At 55.1% G+C, this 17,483-nt stretch carries 16 protein-coding genes; 8 read left to right on the top strand and 8 right to left on the bottom strand.

Annotation, left to right across the window (positions count from 1 at the left end):
• The first annotated feature begins 34 nt into the window (after positions 1–34).
• Positions 35–502, top strand: coding sequence for a redox-sensitive transcriptional activator SoxR (gene soxR, locus PJE062_RS04175; RefSeq protein ID WP_008546811.1), 468 nt, complete (start codon positions 35–37; stop codon positions 500–502).
• Positions 503–557: 55 nt separating this feature from the next.
• Here soxR and PJE062_RS04170 read toward each other — a convergent pair whose 3' ends face one another.
• From PJE062_RS04170 to PJE062_RS04135, 8 genes are all read right to left on the bottom strand, one after another.
• A complete protein-coding gene (locus PJE062_RS04170; RefSeq protein WP_008546911.1) occupies positions 558–1,286 on the bottom strand; it encodes an SDR family NAD(P)-dependent oxidoreductase in 729 nt (242 codons plus the stop codon).
• Positions 1,286–2,092, bottom strand: a complete 807-nt coding sequence (locus tag PJE062_RS04165; RefSeq protein WP_008547106.1) for a cyclase family protein — start codon at positions 2,090–2,092, stop codon at positions 1,286–1,288. Before PJE062_RS04165 ends, PJE062_RS04170 begins: the two co-directional genes overlap by 1 nt.
• Positions 2,093–2,094: 2 nt before the next feature.
• Entirely contained in the window at positions 2,095–3,354 is a 1,260-nt protein-coding gene (locus PJE062_RS04160; protein ID WP_008546285.1) for an SDR family NAD(P)-dependent oxidoreductase, read from the bottom strand.
• On the bottom strand, positions 3,354–4,532 hold the full coding sequence (locus PJE062_RS04155; RefSeq protein ID WP_008546989.1) for a thiolase family protein: 1,179 nt from the start codon (positions 4,530–4,532) through the stop codon (positions 3,354–3,356). Before PJE062_RS04155 ends, PJE062_RS04160 begins: the two co-directional genes overlap by 1 nt.
• Positions 4,529–6,148 (bottom strand): AMP-binding protein, encoded by a 1,620-nt coding sequence (locus PJE062_RS04150; RefSeq protein ID WP_008546174.1) that lies wholly within the window; start codon positions 6,146–6,148, stop codon positions 4,529–4,531. The genes PJE062_RS04155 and PJE062_RS04150 overlap by 4 nt, the downstream gene beginning before the upstream one ends.
• 16 nt (positions 6,149–6,164) lie before the next feature.
• Complete coding sequence (locus PJE062_RS04145; RefSeq protein ID WP_008546673.1) at positions 6,165–6,647, bottom strand: aromatic-ring-hydroxylating dioxygenase subunit beta; 483 nt, start codon at positions 6,645–6,647, stop codon at positions 6,165–6,167.
• A complete protein-coding gene (locus PJE062_RS04140) occupies positions 6,628–7,983 on the bottom strand; it encodes an aromatic ring-hydroxylating dioxygenase subunit alpha (RefSeq protein ID WP_008546532.1) in 1,356 nt (451 codons plus the stop codon). Before PJE062_RS04140 ends, PJE062_RS04145 begins: the two co-directional genes overlap by 20 nt.
• Before the next feature lie 81 nt (positions 7,984–8,064).
• Positions 8,065–9,024 (bottom strand): 2Fe-2S iron-sulfur cluster-binding protein, encoded by a 960-nt coding sequence (locus PJE062_RS04135; RefSeq protein ID WP_008546861.1) that lies wholly within the window; start codon positions 9,022–9,024, stop codon positions 8,065–8,067.
• Between the two features lie 199 nt (positions 9,025–9,223).
• On the opposite strand from PJE062_RS04135, the gene PJE062_RS04130 reads away from it, so the two are divergent.
• The 7 genes from PJE062_RS04130 (at position 9,224) to PJE062_RS04100 (ending at position 16,969) form a co-directional block, all read left to right on the top strand.
• Positions 9,224–10,252 (top strand): TRAP transporter substrate-binding protein, encoded by a 1,029-nt coding sequence (locus PJE062_RS04130; protein WP_008546330.1) that lies wholly within the window; start codon positions 9,224–9,226, stop codon positions 10,250–10,252.
• Positions 10,249–10,758, top strand: a complete 510-nt coding sequence (locus PJE062_RS04125; RefSeq protein WP_008546461.1) for a TRAP transporter small permease — start codon at positions 10,249–10,251, stop codon at positions 10,756–10,758. The genes PJE062_RS04130 and PJE062_RS04125 overlap by 4 nt, the downstream gene beginning before the upstream one ends.
• The gene (locus tag PJE062_RS04120) at positions 10,758–12,044 is read left to right on the top strand and encodes a TRAP transporter large permease (protein ID WP_008546800.1); all 1,287 of its coding nucleotides are present in this window, start codon (positions 10,758–10,760) and stop codon (positions 12,042–12,044) included. Before PJE062_RS04125 ends, PJE062_RS04120 begins: the two co-directional genes overlap by 1 nt.
• 32 nt (positions 12,045–12,076) lie before the next feature.
• On the top strand, positions 12,077–12,550 hold the full coding sequence (locus tag PJE062_RS04115; RefSeq protein ID WP_008547272.1) for a MarR family winged helix-turn-helix transcriptional regulator: 474 nt from the start codon (positions 12,077–12,079) through the stop codon (positions 12,548–12,550).
• Positions 12,551–12,669: 119 nt separating this feature from the next.
• The gene (locus tag PJE062_RS04110) at positions 12,670–13,191 is read left to right on the top strand and encodes a MarR family winged helix-turn-helix transcriptional regulator (protein WP_008546380.1); all 522 of its coding nucleotides are present in this window, start codon (positions 12,670–12,672) and stop codon (positions 13,189–13,191) included.
• A 62-nt stretch (positions 13,192–13,253) separates the two neighbouring features.
• Positions 13,254–15,407, top strand: coding sequence for an indolepyruvate ferredoxin oxidoreductase subunit alpha (locus PJE062_RS04105; protein WP_008547247.1), 2,154 nt, complete (start codon positions 13,254–13,256; stop codon positions 15,405–15,407).
• Positions 15,407–16,969, top strand: a complete 1,563-nt coding sequence (locus PJE062_RS04100) for an indolepyruvate oxidoreductase subunit beta family protein (RefSeq protein WP_008547171.1) — start codon at positions 15,407–15,409, stop codon at positions 16,967–16,969. The genes PJE062_RS04105 and PJE062_RS04100 overlap by 1 nt, the downstream gene beginning before the upstream one ends.
• Positions 16,970–17,483: the final 514 nt, after the last annotated feature.

Below are 17,483 nucleotides of genomic sequence, written 5' to 3'. Positions count from 1 at the left end.
TGTTGAGGTCAAGGCAAAAAATGAAGGAATGACAATGGTCTCCTTGCAAGGGCTAACCGTCGGGCAGGTCGCCGAGCGCAGCGGCATCGCAGTCTCCGCCGTTCATTTCTACGAAGAAAAAGGGCTCATCACCTCCTGGCGCAACAACGCGAACCACAGAAGATACTCCGCAGCCGTGCTGCGCAAGATTGCGGTGATCAAGGCCGCGCAGAAGCTGGGAGTGCCGCTTAAAGAGATCAAAGCGGCTATGGATCAGCTGCCCAATGAGAAGAAGATCTCAGCAGGTGACTGGGCCAAGCTCTCCACGTGGTGGCAGAAGGATCTGGACAAACGCATCGCGGAACTGCAGGATCTGCGCGAAGGTCTCAACGAGTGCATTGGCTGCGGCTGCTTGTCGATGACAGACTGCCATCTCCTCAATCCAGAAGATAAGATGAAAAGTCAGGGGCCAGGTGCGCACCTGCTGGGATGGCGCAGAAAACCATACACTGAGAACGCCTGACTCAGCGGCATCAAGTGGCTACACGCCCAACCTGAATCTGATTCAGAACTTTAAGTTAGAGCAGAGCTGTCCCCACGCTCATGCCACCACAGACAAACAGTGTCTGCCCAGTGATGAAGCTGGACTTGGGATCAGCAAAGAACATGAAGGCATTGGTGATGTCTTCCACCGTACCAATGCGTCCAATGGGAATGCCATCAGCCAACTTCTGCTCCTGTTCACTCCCCTTGGGAATGATGCCCCAAAAGTTGTCGGTCTTCACCGGACCAGGCGCGACCACATTCACAGTGATCTGATGCTGCGCCAGCTCCAGCGCCCATGTGCGCGCCATGCCAATCATACCCGCTTTGGAAGCACTATAAGCCGTCCGCGTTTTTGCCCCCAAGGCCGCACGCGACCCATTAAACAAAACCCGCCCAAACTGCCGCTCTTTCATGCTCGGCAAGAACGCCTTAAGCAGTGTCAGAGCTGATCCCAGATGAAGCTGAGCCAAGCCCGTAATGTCATCCGCTTCAGCCTCCTCAATCAGGTTGGGAAAGATCAGCCCTGCATTGTGAATGAGGTGTGTCACCTCATGCTCACCCGCAATCGCCTCCGCCGCCGCACTCACTTGCGCCTGATCCAGTAGGTCCGTCTTATAAAAATGCAGGTGAGGGTGCTCAAACTCAGGCTCTCGGCGTGACAAGCAAATCACCGTATAGCCAGCCTCCAGCATCTCCTTCGCCAAAGCCGCACCAATGCCCTTGTTGCCGCCAGTGATGACCGCAGTGAACTTTTCAGACATCAAGGTTTCTCCTTCGGCACCAACGCTAGCACACGCAGCGGGCTGCCAGTCCCGCCCTTAATCTTCAGCGGTGCACACAGGATCATGGCGCCTGTTGCTGGCAGCTGATCCAGATTGCACATGCATTGCAGCCCATACTTGCCAGCGCCATGCAGGTAAAAGTGAGCCGGATAGGGCGGCGTATAATGCGCGCCTTGGCCCGCATCCGTCCCCACAGTCTCCGTGCCAAACCCACGGATACCGCGCTCGTCAATCAGAAACCGGATCGCCTCTGGCGTTGGCCCCGGCGAATGCGGCCCGTCATCACGCATATTCAGGTAAGCCGCACCACTGCGCTTGCTCCAGTCTGTGCGCATGAACACCCAGCTGTCTGCTGGAATACGCCCGTGCGCAGCCTCCCATGCCGCAATAATCTCCGGTGTCAGCTCAAAGTCATCATCCTGCGCAGACCCTTGCGAGCAATCGATCACTACAACAGAGCCAACAAAATGCTCGGGAGGAATGGAGTCCACCGTATTGTTGGGCAGATCCTTCCCGGAAATCCAATGGATCGGCGCATCAAAGTGGGTGCCGGTGTGCTCTGAGCAGGTGAAGGTGTTCCACTTCCACGCCGGGCCGCGATGGTCATAGGAAGAAATCTCTTCCATCCGAAAGCGCGCGCACTGGCCAAACTCAGGCGGCAGAACGATCACCGGAAAATCCGGATCAAGCGTGTGCGTTAGGTCCACGACTTCCACGTCGCCAGAAAGCAAAGCAGAGCTAAGCATCTCAACCGGATTTGCCAGTTTCTCTTTCAAGGCTTCCATGGTCACAGCGCCTCCAGACTTGTCATTTCTTTTTCAAGCACCTTGGGGCTTTCCATGAATTTGCGCCGGATGTCCTTGGCAATGTCGCCCACATACACATCCTCCAACCCTGCTTGCAGCGCCTTCACCAACTCCCGCGCCAGCGTACCAGCAGGCACCTTGGGCGGCGGCAAAGGTTGATGCCACTCATCCTCAGTTGGGCCACAATACACATTCACCACCCGAACGCCAGATGCTGCCATCTCCGCCCGCAAACACTGCGAGAGGGAATGCGCGGCGGCATTAGAGGCGGAGAAGCTGCCAAAGCCGGGATTGTTCACCAGCGAGTAGACCGAGAGCACATTCACCCAGGCCACCGCGCTGTTCACCCCATCTGCACTGCGTCCCGCCATTGCTGGAGCGAAGGCCTGCGCCAGACGCATCATGCCGAAATAGTTGACCTGCATCTCATCCATGGCAAAGCCCACATCTCCGCGGCCCTGAATGCCACCGGGGCGCACAAAACGGGCGTTGTTGATCAGGATATCGACTTTGCCACCAAACTCACCAGCAAGCTCCTGAACAGAGGAGGTGTCAGTAACATCTAAAGAAACCAGCTCAACACCCTGAAGTGATTCAAGTTTTGCGCGGTCAGGGTAGGGCCGCCAACTCTCGGCTTCTCCCACAAACACGGTAGAGGCCCCAGCCTCCTGCAGGCTCTTTGCCAATGCATAGGCATTTGGATTGCGTGCATCCGTAATCAGAATGCGTCGGAACTTCGGATCACAGGTAAGCTCACGAAGCTGCATATCATCCTCCTGCAACTGGGCTCTCTCCAGCGGTAAAGCAAGCAGAACGCTTTGCCCGGATTTATCCAGCCGATTGATCAACTGAACCTCATCACCAACCGCCACTTCACTGTGCAGATGACACATAACGGAAGGCCCAATATCCAGATGTACCGTTCCCAACCGCCACGGCGTGCGTTCGCGGAAATAGGTGTTTGTGCTCGTACGCACCGTGGATGTCGCAATCAGCTTCCCGCGCGGCGAAACATCCTGCCAGACCAGCTTCTCTGATAAACAACAGGCACAAGCATCTCGTGCAGGGTATTGGACGGACTCGCAATCAGGTTCCGCACAGACCTGCAGCATAAACCGGCCCTCAGCAGCGGCTGTGGCCATAAACAGAGCAGAACGGCTGCGATAATGGGAAGGTAAGGTCGGTACACGGGTGCGCACCTGTGGGTTCTTTTTTGGAGGTTTTTGAAGCGGTGTCACCATCAGCTCGCGCCCTCCAGAAGTGCCGCACTGGTACAGACGCCGCGATCATAGTTGATCACTCCAAAGCCAGAGACCAGCGCACGCTTGGCATCCGCAACCTGCGTCGCCCCAGCCGTGCCCGTCACCTGCCGGATTGCTTCCACAAGCCCGATAAACCCGCCGGCAGCCCCGGCCTGACCAGCCGAAAGCTGCCCGCCAGAGGTGTTGTGCGGAAAGTCGCCGGAAACCGTCAGGCCTTTGTCTGCAATGAACCGCGCCGCTTCACCTTTTGCGCAAAAGCCAAGGTCTTCCATCTGCATCATCACGATGACCGGATAGTCATCATAGGTCTGCAACAGGTCCACGCTTTCTGGCCCATGTCCCGCCATGCCATAAAACTCATCAATATCCATCGCCCAGCCACCACGCATCTGGATCGGATCTTCAGGAAACGCATTGTGCCGCTCAATGGTCGCACTGATATGCGCGTATGGAATACCAGCGGCCACCGCATCTTCCTCCCGCATCACCAAAAATGCCTCAGCCCCAGCCACCGGCATCACGCAATCAAACAGGGTGATTGGATCGCTGATTTCACGGCCCGCCAGATAGGCATCCATAGTGAGCGGCTTCTTCATCACCGCATTCTCGTTGCGCAAAGCATTGTCTCGCTGAGAAACGCAGATCCGGCCAAAGTCCTCGCGGCTTACCCCAAACTCCCGCATGTAATAGTCAGTCAGTAGCGCAAAGCAGGCATTCGGTCCACCAGAGCCATAAGGGTAGGAGGCATCCTGTGCGAACCGCGAAAAGCTGGAGAGCATACGGCGGAAGCTGTCTACGTGATTGGTATCGCCCGCAACGCAGGCCACCACAGAGGCATCCCCGCATTGCACCGCCCGCGCAGCCCGGCGTAGAGCGCTCGGCCCACTGGCACCGCCTTGCGGAATGTGATCCAGCCAGCGCGGAACCAGCCCCAGATGCTGTGTCAGCCCCACAGCCGTGTCAGGAAACAGCGAAAAGCTGGCGACAGAAAACCCATCAATATCGCGCGGTGTCAGCCCAGCCGCTTGAATGGACTGCCGCAGCGCCTTGGCAATCCACCAGTGGGCGGTTTCAGTAGAATAGCGCTCATAAGGTGTACTGGCTGGTGCCGCGACCACAACCCCATCATACCCCATGCGTTTGCGTGGCTTGATCATGAAACCAACTGCCTCCGCTTCAAATGGATGGTATCGAACGCCTCGGATTTCTCGAGCAACTCCAACGCCATCTGCTTCTGCGCGGCCCGCTGGATTTTCTGTGTCCCCGTCAACTTCAATGAGCTGCAAAACGCGATGTAGCCGGGCACTTTGTAGTACGCCATGCGCTCCAGCCCCCAGCGCACAATCGCTTCTGCTGCGTCCTTGCTTTGCTCGCCGTGCCAGACGATGGAGGCAAACACCTCATCGCCGCGCATGGCATCCGGCACCGGACAAACAGCGACCGCTTCAATGTCCGGGTGCTGCATGAGCACGGACTCCACATCCACCGCTGCAATGTTCTCGCCACTACGCCGGATCACGTTCTTCTTGCGGTCCACAAAGAAGAAATCACCATCCTCATCACGGCGAACAATGTCACCCGTATGGAACCAGCCGTCCGCCCAAGCCTCATTGGTGGCTACTTTATCCTTGAAGTAATGAGAGAAAAAACCGACGCGCGGATCATCTCCCTTACGTCGCACCAGCAACTCTCCGGGCTCGGTGCCTGCAATCGGCACACCATCATCACCCATGATGCACACATCCATCTCAGGGCCGGGCTTACCAAGGCAGTTCATGCCACGTTTGCGCGGCTCCTGATTAGCAGCAATTACAGAACCTGCGCCAGATTCTGTCATGGCCCAGGCTTCCACCAGAGGAGTGCCAAAACGCTCCTCAAACGGAATGTGCAGCTTGGCATCAATACCAGCGCCAAAGCCGAAACGAACCGAATGCACCTTATCTTCCGGCGCTTCCGGCAAACTCATTAGAATGGAGGGCATCACACCCAGATAGTGCAGACAGGTCGCACGGCTATCGCGCACGTTCTGCCACCAGGATCGTGGATGGAAACGGTCCAGAACCGTCAGACAGCCACCAACAGCCACCATCGCCATCGCCGAATACGCCATCGCATTCATATGGAAAATTGGCAGCGGCGTGATCATCCGCTCACCATCATCGGTCAGCGTGCACGTGCCACCTGCATTGGCGTACCAGTGACCAGCCTCCAGAAAATACCGATTGGCCAGCACGCAGCCTTTGGGACTACCCGTCGTGCCCGAGGTGTAAAGCATTGCTGCTGGATCATCCTGCGCAGCAGAATAGTCTTCAGAGGCAGGAGAGCGCAAAACGGGCAGGGCGTCTGCCAGTGTCACGCAGGCAAAGCCTTGCCTACTGTCGCGCGCAGCCTGTTCCATATCGGCCTTGCGTTCAGGCGTAGAGATCGCCAGAACTGGCTCAGCGTGCCTGCCGATATACTCAAGCTCAGAGCTTTGCAGGTCTGGATTGATCGGAACAATCACCACGCCAAGAGCGTTCAGCGCCAACCAATGCAGGAAGAAGGCCGGGCGGTTTTCCAACAGCACCAGAACTCTGTCACCAGCCTGTAAACCAGCAGCGCAATATCGTTCCAGAGCTTCTCGCGTCTGCATCAACGCCTCAGCGTAAGACGTTTCACCCGATGCAATGCCGTAGACCTTTGCGGTTTCCGGTAAAATATTCAGAAAAGGTCGCTCCGGCCACTTTTCAGCAGCGGCACAAAACGCACTGAAAACAGATTTATGCTCAATCATTCAAAAACCTGTTTTCTTAAATGAACAGCTGAATGTTGCCAAAGGCAGCGTCGCAGTTGAGCAGATCAACCCGCTTCAGTTTGATCTTCAGCTCATCCTCAACCATCTCAAAATGGTGGTGAACGGTCGCTGCCAGCAAAAACTGATCATCCAACCGCGTTTCCACATAATGAACGGCAGTGCGGGTCACGAACTCCCCCGCCTTTGGATCAAAAGCCTCGACACTTGGGCGGTTGAGAACATGAGAACAGCGGCTCTTTGGTTTTTGAGAGAAGGTGCGCAGGCCCTTAAGGCGCTCAACACGAAGCTTCCGCAAAAACGCATCCTCATACATAAGGGAGGTCATGTTTTTCGGGTCTTCCTGCTGATAGTCCAGCGGCATCCAGTAGTAGCTGTCTGCAGCCCACAGCTCCAGCCACTCATCAAAGCGGCCTTCGTCAATCACACGGGCTTCATGGTAGACAAGGTCGATCAAATCATCACGCGTCGGCAAGGTCACGAGCTTCGGCCTCCATGCTTTCAACAGTAAACTTCTTCCAGGCGTGGAACTGATTGCGCATCTGTCGTTCCGTGGTGCCGTTCTCTACAGCCTCAAGCTCGAGGTCTTCGCCTTCTTCATAAAGGCGCTGCACATTCACCCACTCAAGCTCCTGACAATGCAGGCCTTCTTGCGCCCGCTCATACATCTCCAGATCATCATGCCCCACAATGGAGGTTGGCGCGTTGATCAGGCGGTTGTACATGGCCGTGCGCTCCAAAAGCATGTCCGGCGCTCCCACAAGGCGGAAGATGTAACTCTCAACCAGCGTCTTATTGGCAGCCAGCGGAATGAACACCCGCAGCTGCTGGATAGGGCCCTTGATCATGATGTTCGGGAAGTAGACCGTGTTGTGCCGGTTCTCACCCAAAATGGCCTTGGCCCGTTCTTCGCCATAAGCCTTTTCCATCATCTCCAGATAACCGGGAATGGCGGAGTAATCTGAGTGAATGGAGTGATGCACACCCGTGTGACCATGCCCATTCGGCCAGGTGCGAATGCCCATGTCCTCAAAAAACTCATAGGGCGACATGAACGGCGCAATCACTTCCATCGCCATAGGCGTTTTGGTGTTCTCGTCCTTCTCAAGGGATTCCCAGATTTCAACGGCAGTACCCGCCGAACTTTCATGAGCAACCATCGGGTGGCAAGTGTCCGTCTGGTTGTCGACCAGCATCTTCCAGTTACAGTTGTGCATGTAGCGCAGTGGTGGGCCTGCCACCTCCAGCTTTCCAACCGGAGAGCGATCAATCATGTTGTCCAAAGAGGAGAGGGAGCCACCGAAGAAGTCTTCGAAGCTGATGCCGTCCTGCTTCATGCGCACAAAGATAAAGCCGCGGTAGTTCTTCACCGCTCCCACAGGCGGCAGGCCACTTTGCCCGGCCTCGCTCTGCTCAAATCCGGTGTCTTTGTAGCCCTTCTTCAAAGGGATCGCGAGCAGCTTGCCATTGGTGCGGAACGACCACGCATGATACGGGCAGCGGAAAAACTTGCCCGTATTACCAGCACGATCAATGACGATCTTAGTGCCTTTATGCGGGCAGCGATTGTGTAGCACATACACCTCGCCATCCGTATGCCGCGCCAACAAAATTGGCTGCGCCGCCACTTCAGTTGCGAAGTAATCGCCCGCATTCGGCACCTGACTTTCATGCCCCACGTAAACCCATGTGGAGGCAAACAGGTGCTTCATTTCAAGGTCAAAAACTTCATCGTCTATATAAAGGTCACGATGCACCTCGGCAGGGCGTACAAGATCAGCCACCGCCTGCGGGTTATCTTTGTATTTCATGGTCATAAGCTTCCCTCCCCAAAAGCTTAGATCGCAAGTTCCGGAGCTAAAATTGCGTCCCTCCTAAACCTGCGAGAAAAAGGTCTTCTACAAATCCAGCACCAATCGTTTGGACTTGGCCCGCGATACGCAAATATGCATCACGTCACCAGCCGCTTTTTCATCATCAGTCAGCACCACGTCCCGGTGGTCTGGCTCACCTTCCAGCACATCCACCTGACAAATCCCGCAATCACCACGCTGACAGTCATAGACAAGGTCCACGCCGCCATCTTCCAGCACGTCTACGATGGATTTATCCTTAGGCACCCAGAACACCTCGCCGGAAGACTTCACCTCAACTTCAAACCCGCCTCCAGCATCATCACCGGAAGGGGCAGGGCTTGCAAACAGCTCAAAGTGGATCTGCTCTTTGCTGAACCCGGCACTCAACGCCTGTTCGCGCACCGCTTCAATCATGCCTTTGGGACCGCACACATAAATGTGGCTGGAAGTATCGAGCGTCGGAATGAGGGCGCTAAGATCGAGACAGCGCGCAGGATCAACATCGTGGTGGAGCGTCAAAGCCTCACCACACAGCTCGGAGAGTTCCTCCTTAAACGCCATGGTCTCAAGCGTGCGGCCAGAGTAGTGCAGGGCGTAAGGTTTGCCCGCGCGCTTCAGCGCAGCTGCCATGCTGATGATCGGCGTTACACCAATGCCGCCTGCAATCAGAACAGCGGGTCTGTCGTCCTCAATCAGCGGAAAATCGTTCTTAGGGGCCTCCGCCTGAATCGCATTGCCCACCTGCAAAGAGTGCATGAAAGCCGAACCGCCACTTCCGTCTTGCTCCAAAAGTATACCAAGAGTGTATCGTTGATTCTCGTAGGGTAAGTTTTCACCAAAATCGATCAGCGAATATTGGCGTGAGGAGCCATCCTTAAGTTGAACTGCGATATGTGCACCAGCTTCAAATTGTATGAGCGGCCCATTATCTTCGGCTTTTAAATCAAATCTTTTGATTTTCGGGGCGACCGTCCGAACCCCCTCAATAATAAGTGTTTTCATGCTTTTTGGCGTCCTCCCTCAGAGCCAAAACAAGGAGAGTCTCCTCTCGCATAAATGATAAATATAATATGCGATATCATATAAAACGATGTCAATGCATGAATCGGAATTAGTTTCCATTTCATATTTGTGCTTGATTAACGTACGGTATGTGTGCACATTTTTCTCATTCATCCTGTATTCTCTGGGGAGGGAGAACATGAATAAGAAGTTCAAGATATTTGCAGCTGCAACTATTGCCGCGCTCTCCGTCAGCGCATCTGCCATGGCGCAGGAAACCGTATTGCGTATGTCCAGCTGGCTGCCACCGGCACACCCAATCGTAAAAGGCATGATGGTGCCTTGGGCTGCCAAAGTAAGGGAAGTGACAGAGGGGCGCGTCTCTGTTCAGATCCTCGACGCACCGCTTGGCCCGCCACCAGCCCACTTTGATCTCGCCGCAAACGGCATTGCAGATCTCACTTACGGCGTGCACGGCTACACACCGGGCCGCTTCAAGCTCACACAGATTGCCGAACTGCCATTCCTCGCAAAGGATGCCACCAGCCTGTCCGTAGCGTACTGGCGTCTCTATGAAAGCACGCTGGCAAAAGCCAATGAGCACCGTGGTGCCAAGGTGCTGGGCGTCTTTACCCACGGCCCGGGCCTGCTGTACACCACTGATCGTGCCGTCTCACCTCTGAGTGAGCTGAAAGGCGCCAAAATCCGCGTGGCTGGCAGCATTACCAACCAGCTCGTGCAAGCCATGAACATGGTCGCCATTCAGGCACCAGCACCGCAGTCCTATGAGATCCTTTCAGGCGGTATCGCGGACGGTATCGTGTTCCCAACTGAATCCATCCCGTTCTTCAAACTGGATGGCCTGCTCAGCAATGGTCTGCGCGTTGACGGCGGACTTTACAACGTCTCCTTCTTCTTCATCGCCAACAACGCCAAGTTCTCCAGCTTGTCTGAGGCAGATCAGAAGGCCATCGAGGCCATCTCTGGTGAAGCATTCTCCCGCCTGGCTGGCGCGGCCTGGGATGCAGCAGACGCTTGGGGTCTTGAGCAGATGCAGGGCAAAGTGACCATTCACGACGCCACCGCAGATGAGCGTACTCAGCTGGAAGAGGCCACCCGTCCAATGTTTGACGGTGTTGCCAAATCCTACGGCGAAAAAGGCCTCGACTTCGAAGTTGCCATGGACATGCTCCAGAAAGAAGTTGCAGCGGTTGCCTCTGGAAAATGAGTGGGAATCTGGTTGATATAGCAGCGCGCGCCCGGCGAAAGCTTCGTTCGGGCGCCTCTGTTCTCTGCGGACTACTGCTTCTGGCGCTGGTTGCTGTAACAGTGATCGACGTAATCGGTCGGTACTTGTTTGCAAGCCCATTGCCCGGAGCGCCGGAATACACCGAACTGCTGCTCATGGCGGTGATCTTCACCGGTCTGCCTGCGGTCTGTCTGGATGACGGCCACATCACAGTGGACCTGTTCACCTCCAAATTCAGAGGCGGTCTCGCCTCTCTGCAGCTGTTCTTCTCCCGCATCTTCGTTGCTATCGTGCTGGCCGTGGTGGCGTGGGAGCTGTGGAAGCATGGAAACCAGCTGGCGAGCTATCAGGAAGTCACGGTCTATCTGCGTGTGCCGCTGGCACCGTTTTCCAAAGCAGCCGGTGTCATCAGTGCCTTTTGCGCATTCATCACATTTGTGCTGGCAGTTCTGAGAATTCCAAGAGGTGTTGGGGGCGGTTCCTGATGGAATGGTATTTGGGTCTTGCCATCCTGATGGCATTGATTTTTGTGGGCGTGCCCATTGCCTTTGCAATGGCAGCCGTTGGTTTCTTCGGAGTGGCCTCCATTATTGGTCTTCCTCCGGCATTTCACCTTGTCGGGCAGGTCTATTTTGACAGTGGTCGCAGCTACACCTTGTCTGTGGTGCCGCTGTTCCTGCTCATGGGCAATCTCATCGTGCAGTCCGGCATCGCCAGCGACATGTACACAGCAGCGAACGCGTGGCTGCGTCACCGCAAAGGCGGTCTGGCCATGGCGACAATCGTGGCCTGTGGTGGCTTTTCTTCCGTTTGCGGATCATCTTTGGCAACCACCGCAACCATGGCCCGCGTCTCGCTGCCCGCCATGCGCCGCTTCGGCTACTCTGACCGTCTGGCCGCATCCTCCATCGCAGCAGGCGGAACACTGGGTATTCTGATCCCGCCTTCCGTAATTCTCGTCATCTACGGCATTCTCACACAGCAAAACATCGGCGCGCTGTTCCTGGCGGGCATCCTGCCGGGCCTTGTCGGTGTCATCGGCTATATGCTCGCTGTGCGCCTGTCCCTTGTTATGTACAAGGAAGAGCTGGAGGTTCAGAGCAAACTGCCATTGATAGAGCGCATCATTGCACTGCGTGGTGTCTCCTGGGCGCTGCTGCTGTTCATCTGTGTGCTCGGCGGTATCTATCTGGGTGTCTTCACCGCAACCGAAGCAGCTGGCATTGGAGCAGGGGGTGCGCTGGTGCTTACTGCTGCCCGAGGCAAACTGACGTATCGTGATACGCTCAACACCCTGTTTGAGACAGCAAAAACCACCGCAGTGATGTTCTTCATCCTGTTTGGAGCGCTGTACTTCCTCAACTACGTCAACATTTCCGGCCTCACCACCGATCTGCGGGGCTGGGTCAATGCGTTGGGTGTGGGGCCATACGCCATCATCACCATGATCGTGCTGATCTATCTGGTGCTGGGATGCCTGCTGGAGAGTCTGTCCATGGTGACACTCACCGTGCCGATTCTCTTTCCAATCGTGACAGGTCTTGGGTTTGACCCAATCTGGTTCGGCATCTTCGTCATCATTGTTACGGAAATGAGCTTCATCACCCCGCCAATCGGCATGAATGTCTTCGTTATGCGCTCGGTTGCCCCTGAAGTGCCGGTCGAGAAGATATTTGTCGGTGTAGTTCCGTTTGTAGCTATGGATGTTGTGCGCTTGATCCTGCTAATTGCAGTTCCGGGACTCGCACTTATTATTCCGTACTCAATGTAGCGCGGCGCAAAAACAAAAGAAGAGGTAGGCCGGTGGACGCAGACCTGAAAGAGATCGAAGCTCACGAAAAGGAGCCCGGCTTTGTTGATGGATACCTTTTGTATCTGTTGGCATCTGCAAGCCATCTGGCTTCCGGGCAATTTCATGAAGAACTCCGGGGCGCAGGCATACGCGTCCCGGAATGGCGTGTACTGGCCTGTCTGCGGGACGATGACGGGCAGATGGTCACCCAGCTCGCACGCTTTGCTCTGATGGAGCAATCTCACCTGACCAAAACCATTGATCAGATGACAGATCGTGGACTGGTCACAAGACGTTCTGATGAGGTGGACCGCCGCCGCGTGCGCATCTTCCTCAGTGACAAGGGCAGGGAGTTGGCCAACGGGCTGGTGTCACAGGCCAAGGCGCATGAGGATCGGCTGGTCCGGCAACTGGGTGCCAGCGACATTGCTCAGATCAAAAGTTTTCTCTCTCATATGGTTGAGACTCTCGAAAACAATGAATGATCACATATTTAAGCTATAATCTACAGGATTGCAGTTGCTATAAATATGTAAATGCATATAATCATTTTCAAGCTTCATGAAACAGATGGAGCTTGTTCAAAAAAGAAAGAGTGCACCTCATGAACGAGATTCTCGGTGATCAAGCTCCCGAAACTGAACAGGACGGACAGCACGCAAAACCGGTAACTGCACCAAGAACTCTGGGCGAGGTCGGGCTCAATCATTTTGCGCCTTACCTGATGAACCGGATCATGGGCAGGTACAATGAGAGTTTGCGTGAAAAACTGACACGATCAGGGTTGTCGGTCGCCAAAATGAGAGCCTTGGCTGTGTTGTCAGTAGTGGACGGACTGATGATCAACGAGCTCTCTGTCTATTCGGTGATTGAGCAATCAACCCTGAGCCGCACGCTGGACGCCATGGAAAAGGAAGGCCTTATCCATCGCAAAGCCAGCGAGCAAGACAACCGCGTGCGCCATATCTTCCTGACGGAAGCTGGACGCGCAGCGTTTGCGCAGATGTGGCCGCATATGCGCGACGAGTACACCGCAATGTTCGAAGGCGTCTCGCAAGCCGAGCATGATGCCTTTCTGATGACACTGCGCAAGGTACTGACAAACATTCGAAAGCACGACTTCTAGGGCGCGGAACTCCTAACAAAGCTCGCGTTCACGGGATCTGTCATGCTTTCGCGGGAGGGAGTATGGCAGAAAGATCCTTTGTAAAAGAGGTCGAGAAACTTCGCGCAGGCGAGGGCGAGGTTTTCCGCGGTGAAGGCATTCTGGCCATCACCAAAGCATTGCTGGAAAATGGCGTAGGCTATGTGGGCGGCTATCAGGGCTCTCCCATCAGCCACCTCATGGATGTACTGGCCGACGCGCAGGACATTCTGGGCGAGCTCGGCGTGCATTTTGAGGCCAGCGCCAGTGAAGCCGCCGCCGCTGCCATGCTGGCCGCCTCAGTTCATTATCCCATCCGCGGCGCCGTCACGTTCAAATCAACAGTGGGCACAAACGTGGCCTCCGATGCTCTGGCGAACTTGTCATCAGGCGGCGTCACCGGCGGTTCGCTTGTGATTGTGGGCGAGGACTACGGCGAAGGCTCCTCCATCATGCAGGAGCGCAGCCACGCCTTTGCCATGAAAAGCCAGATCTGGCTGCTTGACCCGCGCCCCAACCTGCCATCCATCGTGAAAGCCGTGGGTGATGGGTTTGAACTCTCCGAAGCTTCAAACACGCCGGTCATGCTTCAAGTCCGCATCCGCAGCTGCCATGTGCATGGAGAGTTCACCACCAAAGACAATGTGCGCCCATCCATGACAGTGGCTGACGCACTGGAAAACCCTCGGCGCGACCTCAATCGCATCGTTTTACCACCAGCGTCGTTCCTTCATGAGCAGGAGAAGGTCACCAAGCGCCTGCCAGCAGCGCTGAACTACATTCAACAGCACAAACTGAATGAACTCTTCGGACCTCAGGACCGTAAGGTCGGCATTGTGCTGCAAGGCGGCATGTACAATGGTGTGATCCGTGCACTGCAACGACTTGGACTGGCAGACATCAACGGTGAAACCCAGATCCCTCTCTATGTCATGAACGTGACTTACCCACTAGTCCCCGCAGAACTCATGGATTTCTGCAGGGGCAAAGACGCAGTGCTTGTGGTGGAAGAGGGCTATCCTGACTACATTGAGCAAGCTATTGGCGCCTTGCTGCAAAAAGAGGGCGTCAACACCAAACTCGAAGGCAAAGGACCATTCCCAGAAGCTGGCGAGTATACAGGGCAAGTGATGCTGGACAGCATTCAGACCTTCCTCGCCGCCCATTCAGATGCACTGCCCGGCAAAGGGCGCGCACCAAACACACCAGGGCCACTGCCAGATGTCGAACAGCTGAAAGAAGTCGTCCCCATGCGTCCACCGGGGTTCTGTGTCGGATGCCCCGAACGCCCGATCTTCGCCGCCACGAAACTGGTGGAAGAGGAACTTGGCCCGCATCACATAGCCTCTGATATCGGCTGCCATCTGTTCTCTATCATGCCGCCCTTTGGCATCGGCTCAACAACCATGGGGTACGGACTGGGGCCAGCGTCTGCCTCAGCCTTCAATACCAATGAAACGGATCGCCGCTCCATTTCCTTTATCGGCGATGGCGGTTTCTGGCACAACGGCCTGACCACCTCCATCGGCAATGCGGTCTTCAACCAGAATGACGGCGTGATTGTCGTCGTCGACAACTACTATTCCGCAGCCACTGGCGGGCAGGACATCCTTTCATCGCGGGCTAACAACAAGAGCAAATCCACCAAGCACCCAATCACGGAAGCGGTGAAAGGCGTAGGCGTCAAATGGGTTCGCCAGATCGATCGCACCTACGATGTCACTCAGATGCAGTCTGTCTTGAAAGAAGCACTGACCACGGACGTCAAAGGCCCGAAGGTGATTGTTGCTTCCTCTGAATGCATGCTCAACCGTCAGCGCCGCGAAAAGCCAATCATCAATCAGGCGGTCAAAGAGCTAAAACGCGTGGTGAAAACCCGTTTCGGTGTTGATGAAGACGTCTGTACCGGTGACCACGCCTGCATGCGCCTGTCCGGTTGCCCATCTCTGACCGTCAAAGAGCTGGATGACCCGCTGCGCGATGATCCGGTCGCCCATGTCGACCAGAACTGTGTCGGCTGTGGCAACTGCGGGGAGGTGGCAGACGCCGCCATCCTCTGCCCATCGTTCTATCAGGCCGACACCATCCATCACCCGAGCAAGTCTGAGCGGTTCTTCCGCAAGATACGCGACCGTATCATCAGCGCCCTACAAAACTGGCGCGAACGCCGTACCCTGATCATTGAGGAGGTAAACTGATGGAAGTCGATACTCAATGGCAGGCTATGGGCACAGGCGAAGACGCAACCCGTACCATCACCAAGATCGCCATTTTCGCCGTCGGCGGGCAGGGCGGCGGTGTTCTCACCGACTGGATCGTCAATCTGGCTGAAGCCAATGGTTACAAAGCCCAGTCCACCTCCGTCGCAGGGGTTGCCCAACGCACCGGCGCGACCATTTACTACGTGGAAATCGCACCTGATAACGGCAAAGCCCCGGTCTTCTCGCTCAGTCCATCACAAGGCGATGTCGACATCGTCATCTGCGCCGAGCTCATGGAAGCAGGCCGTGCTGTCATCCGTGGTTTCGTGACCGCTGACAAGACAACGCTCATCGCGTCTTCCCATCGTATCCTCGCAGTCTCAGAAAAGATCGTGCCGGGCAAAGGCGAGCAGGACAGTACTGCCGTTCTCTCCCGCCTTGGCAGCGCCTCGCAAAAGCTGGTCGCCTTCAACATGGAAGATGTCGCCGCAGAAAACGGCAGCGTCATTTCCTCCAGCCTCTTCGGTGCACTCGCGGGCTCCGGCGCACTGCCGTTCCCAAAAAGCACTTATGAAGAAACAATCCGCAAAGGCGGTAAAGGCGTCAACGCCAGCCTAGCCTCTTTCAACGCCAGTTTCGATCATGCTCAATCTGCAGGAGCAGCCGGATCGCCTGTTACCATGCGATCAGAGCAACCAAGGCCAGCAACTTCGCTCACAGCTCGTGGACCAGCTCGAAAACTGGCCGCCTGGCAACTGCTCTTATCCCGCATTGAAGCTCTTCCGGAACAGACCCGCGACATGGCTCTGGCAGGCCTTCGTAAGACGGTTGAGTTTCAGGATCTGGAATACGGCGAAGAGTATCTCAACCACCTCGAAATCGTGCTCGCCAGTGATACCGAAAATGAGAGTTGGGAGCTGACCCGAACAGCAGCCAAGTATATCGCAAATGCTATGTGTTATGACGACACAATCCGGGTCGCCGACATAAAAACGCAAAAAACACGCTTTCAACGCGTTCATCGGGAAGTGGGCCCAGTGGCGGGTAGTCAACTGGAGCTGACTGAATATCTTCACCCTCGCATGGAGGAAATCTGCGGCACACTGCCAACACGACTTGGCAGATGGATCGAAGCGCGTCCTGCAGTCTTCAACTGGTTGGACAGGCGCATCAACAAAGGTCGGCGCATCAGGACCCGATCCATTCGCGGGTTCCTAAGTCTCTGGCTCATCAGCAGCTTAAAGCCGTGGCGCCGTAGTTTCCTGCGCCATCAGATCGAGACGGACCACCTGCAAAGCTGGCGCGATCTTACGCTCAAAACAGTTCATTCAGACTACCAGCTTGCCGTAGAAATCCTCAAATGCCGCCGTCTCATCAAGGGGTATTCAGATACACATATCCGCGGTCACTCCAAATTTGACCGGGTTTTATCCTCTCTTGCCCTGCTGAAAGGGCGAAAAGACGCTTCAGAGTGGCTCAGACGGCTTCGGGAAGCTGCGTTGCTGGATGAAAAAGGGGATGCTTTGGAAGGTGCATTGAAGACAGTTCAAACCCTCTGATTGAAATCAGGGGGAAAGAATGACGCATTTAAAATTTTTCCTCCGATTATAATTAATGTATGCATTTGTGTGCCTTAGCGAATTTTGACGATTTTGCCGGGCGCACAAAATGCGTACGCAAGAGGCAAATTGTCGTCATTTGAAGGAAAGTAAGCGCGCTCGTTTAAAGCATACAGCAGCATGCAATACTACGTAGTTTCAATACTACAGATGCCTTAAAGTACCTCTAGGTCAGTGATATACCGTTGTGAAACAGTATGTTGACTGCATATATTAGCGGGGCGTCATATTTAAGTAATGTGAAGTCTTCAGTGACGCAAACGGCAATTAATTGGGTTTCCGTGAAAAATACTATTTAATGGAGTGATTTACGCGTCCGCGGCAGATTGTTGCACGCTTCATGGTGGTTTGCGATATTAAACGGAAGTCGTATCTTGTATCGCTGCGTTATTATGGCGCGCGTGATGTGTATTTAAACGTATGGTCTTAAAATTTTAACATAAGTATATCAGGT

This window comes from Pseudovibrio sp. JE062, from assembly GCF_000156235.1.
Classification (GTDB): domain Bacteria; phylum Pseudomonadota; class Alphaproteobacteria; order Rhizobiales; family Stappiaceae; genus Pseudovibrio.
Note: the sequence above shows the minus strand (reverse complement) of the source record. Positions and strands in the feature narration are given on the sequence as shown.

Coding starts and splice junctions, on each gene's coding strand:
- soxR (WP_008546811.1), top strand. CDS start 35: ATGGTCTCCTTGCAAGGGCTAACCGTCGGGCAGGTCGCCGAGCGCAGC.
- PJE062_RS04170 (WP_008546911.1), bottom strand. CDS start 1,286: ATGTCTGAAAAGTTCACTGCGGTCATCACTGGCGGCAACAAGGGCATT.
- PJE062_RS04165 (WP_008547106.1), bottom strand. CDS start 2,092: ATGGAAGCCTTGAAAGAGAAACTGGCAAATCCGGTTGAGATGCTTAGC.
- PJE062_RS04160 (WP_008546285.1), bottom strand. CDS start 3,354: ATGGTGACACCGCTTCAAAAACCTCCAAAAAAGAACCCACAGGTGCGC.
- PJE062_RS04155 (WP_008546989.1), bottom strand. CDS start 4,532: ATGATCAAGCCACGCAAACGCATGGGGTATGATGGGGTTGTGGTCGCG.
- PJE062_RS04150 (WP_008546174.1), bottom strand. CDS start 6,148: ATGATTGAGCATAAATCTGTTTTCAGTGCGTTTTGTGCCGCTGCTGAA.
- PJE062_RS04140 (WP_008546532.1), bottom strand. CDS start 7,983: ATGACCATGAAATACAAAGATAACCCGCAGGCGGTGGCTGATCTTGTA.
- PJE062_RS04135 (WP_008546861.1), bottom strand. CDS start 9,024: ATGAAAACACTTATTATTGAGGGGGTTCGGACGGTCGCCCCGAAAATC.
- PJE062_RS04130 (WP_008546330.1), top strand. CDS start 9,224: ATGAATAAGAAGTTCAAGATATTTGCAGCTGCAACTATTGCCGCGCTC.
- PJE062_RS04125 (WP_008546461.1), top strand. CDS start 10,249: ATGAGTGGGAATCTGGTTGATATAGCAGCGCGCGCCCGGCGAAAGCTT.
- PJE062_RS04120 (WP_008546800.1), top strand. CDS start 10,758: ATGGAATGGTATTTGGGTCTTGCCATCCTGATGGCATTGATTTTTGTG.
- PJE062_RS04110 (WP_008546380.1), top strand. CDS start 12,670: ATGAACGAGATTCTCGGTGATCAAGCTCCCGAAACTGAACAGGACGGA.
- PJE062_RS04105 (WP_008547247.1), top strand. CDS start 13,254: ATGGCAGAAAGATCCTTTGTAAAAGAGGTCGAGAAACTTCGCGCAGGC.
- PJE062_RS04100 (WP_008547171.1), top strand. CDS start 15,407: ATGGAAGTCGATACTCAATGGCAGGCTATGGGCACAGGCGAAGACGCA.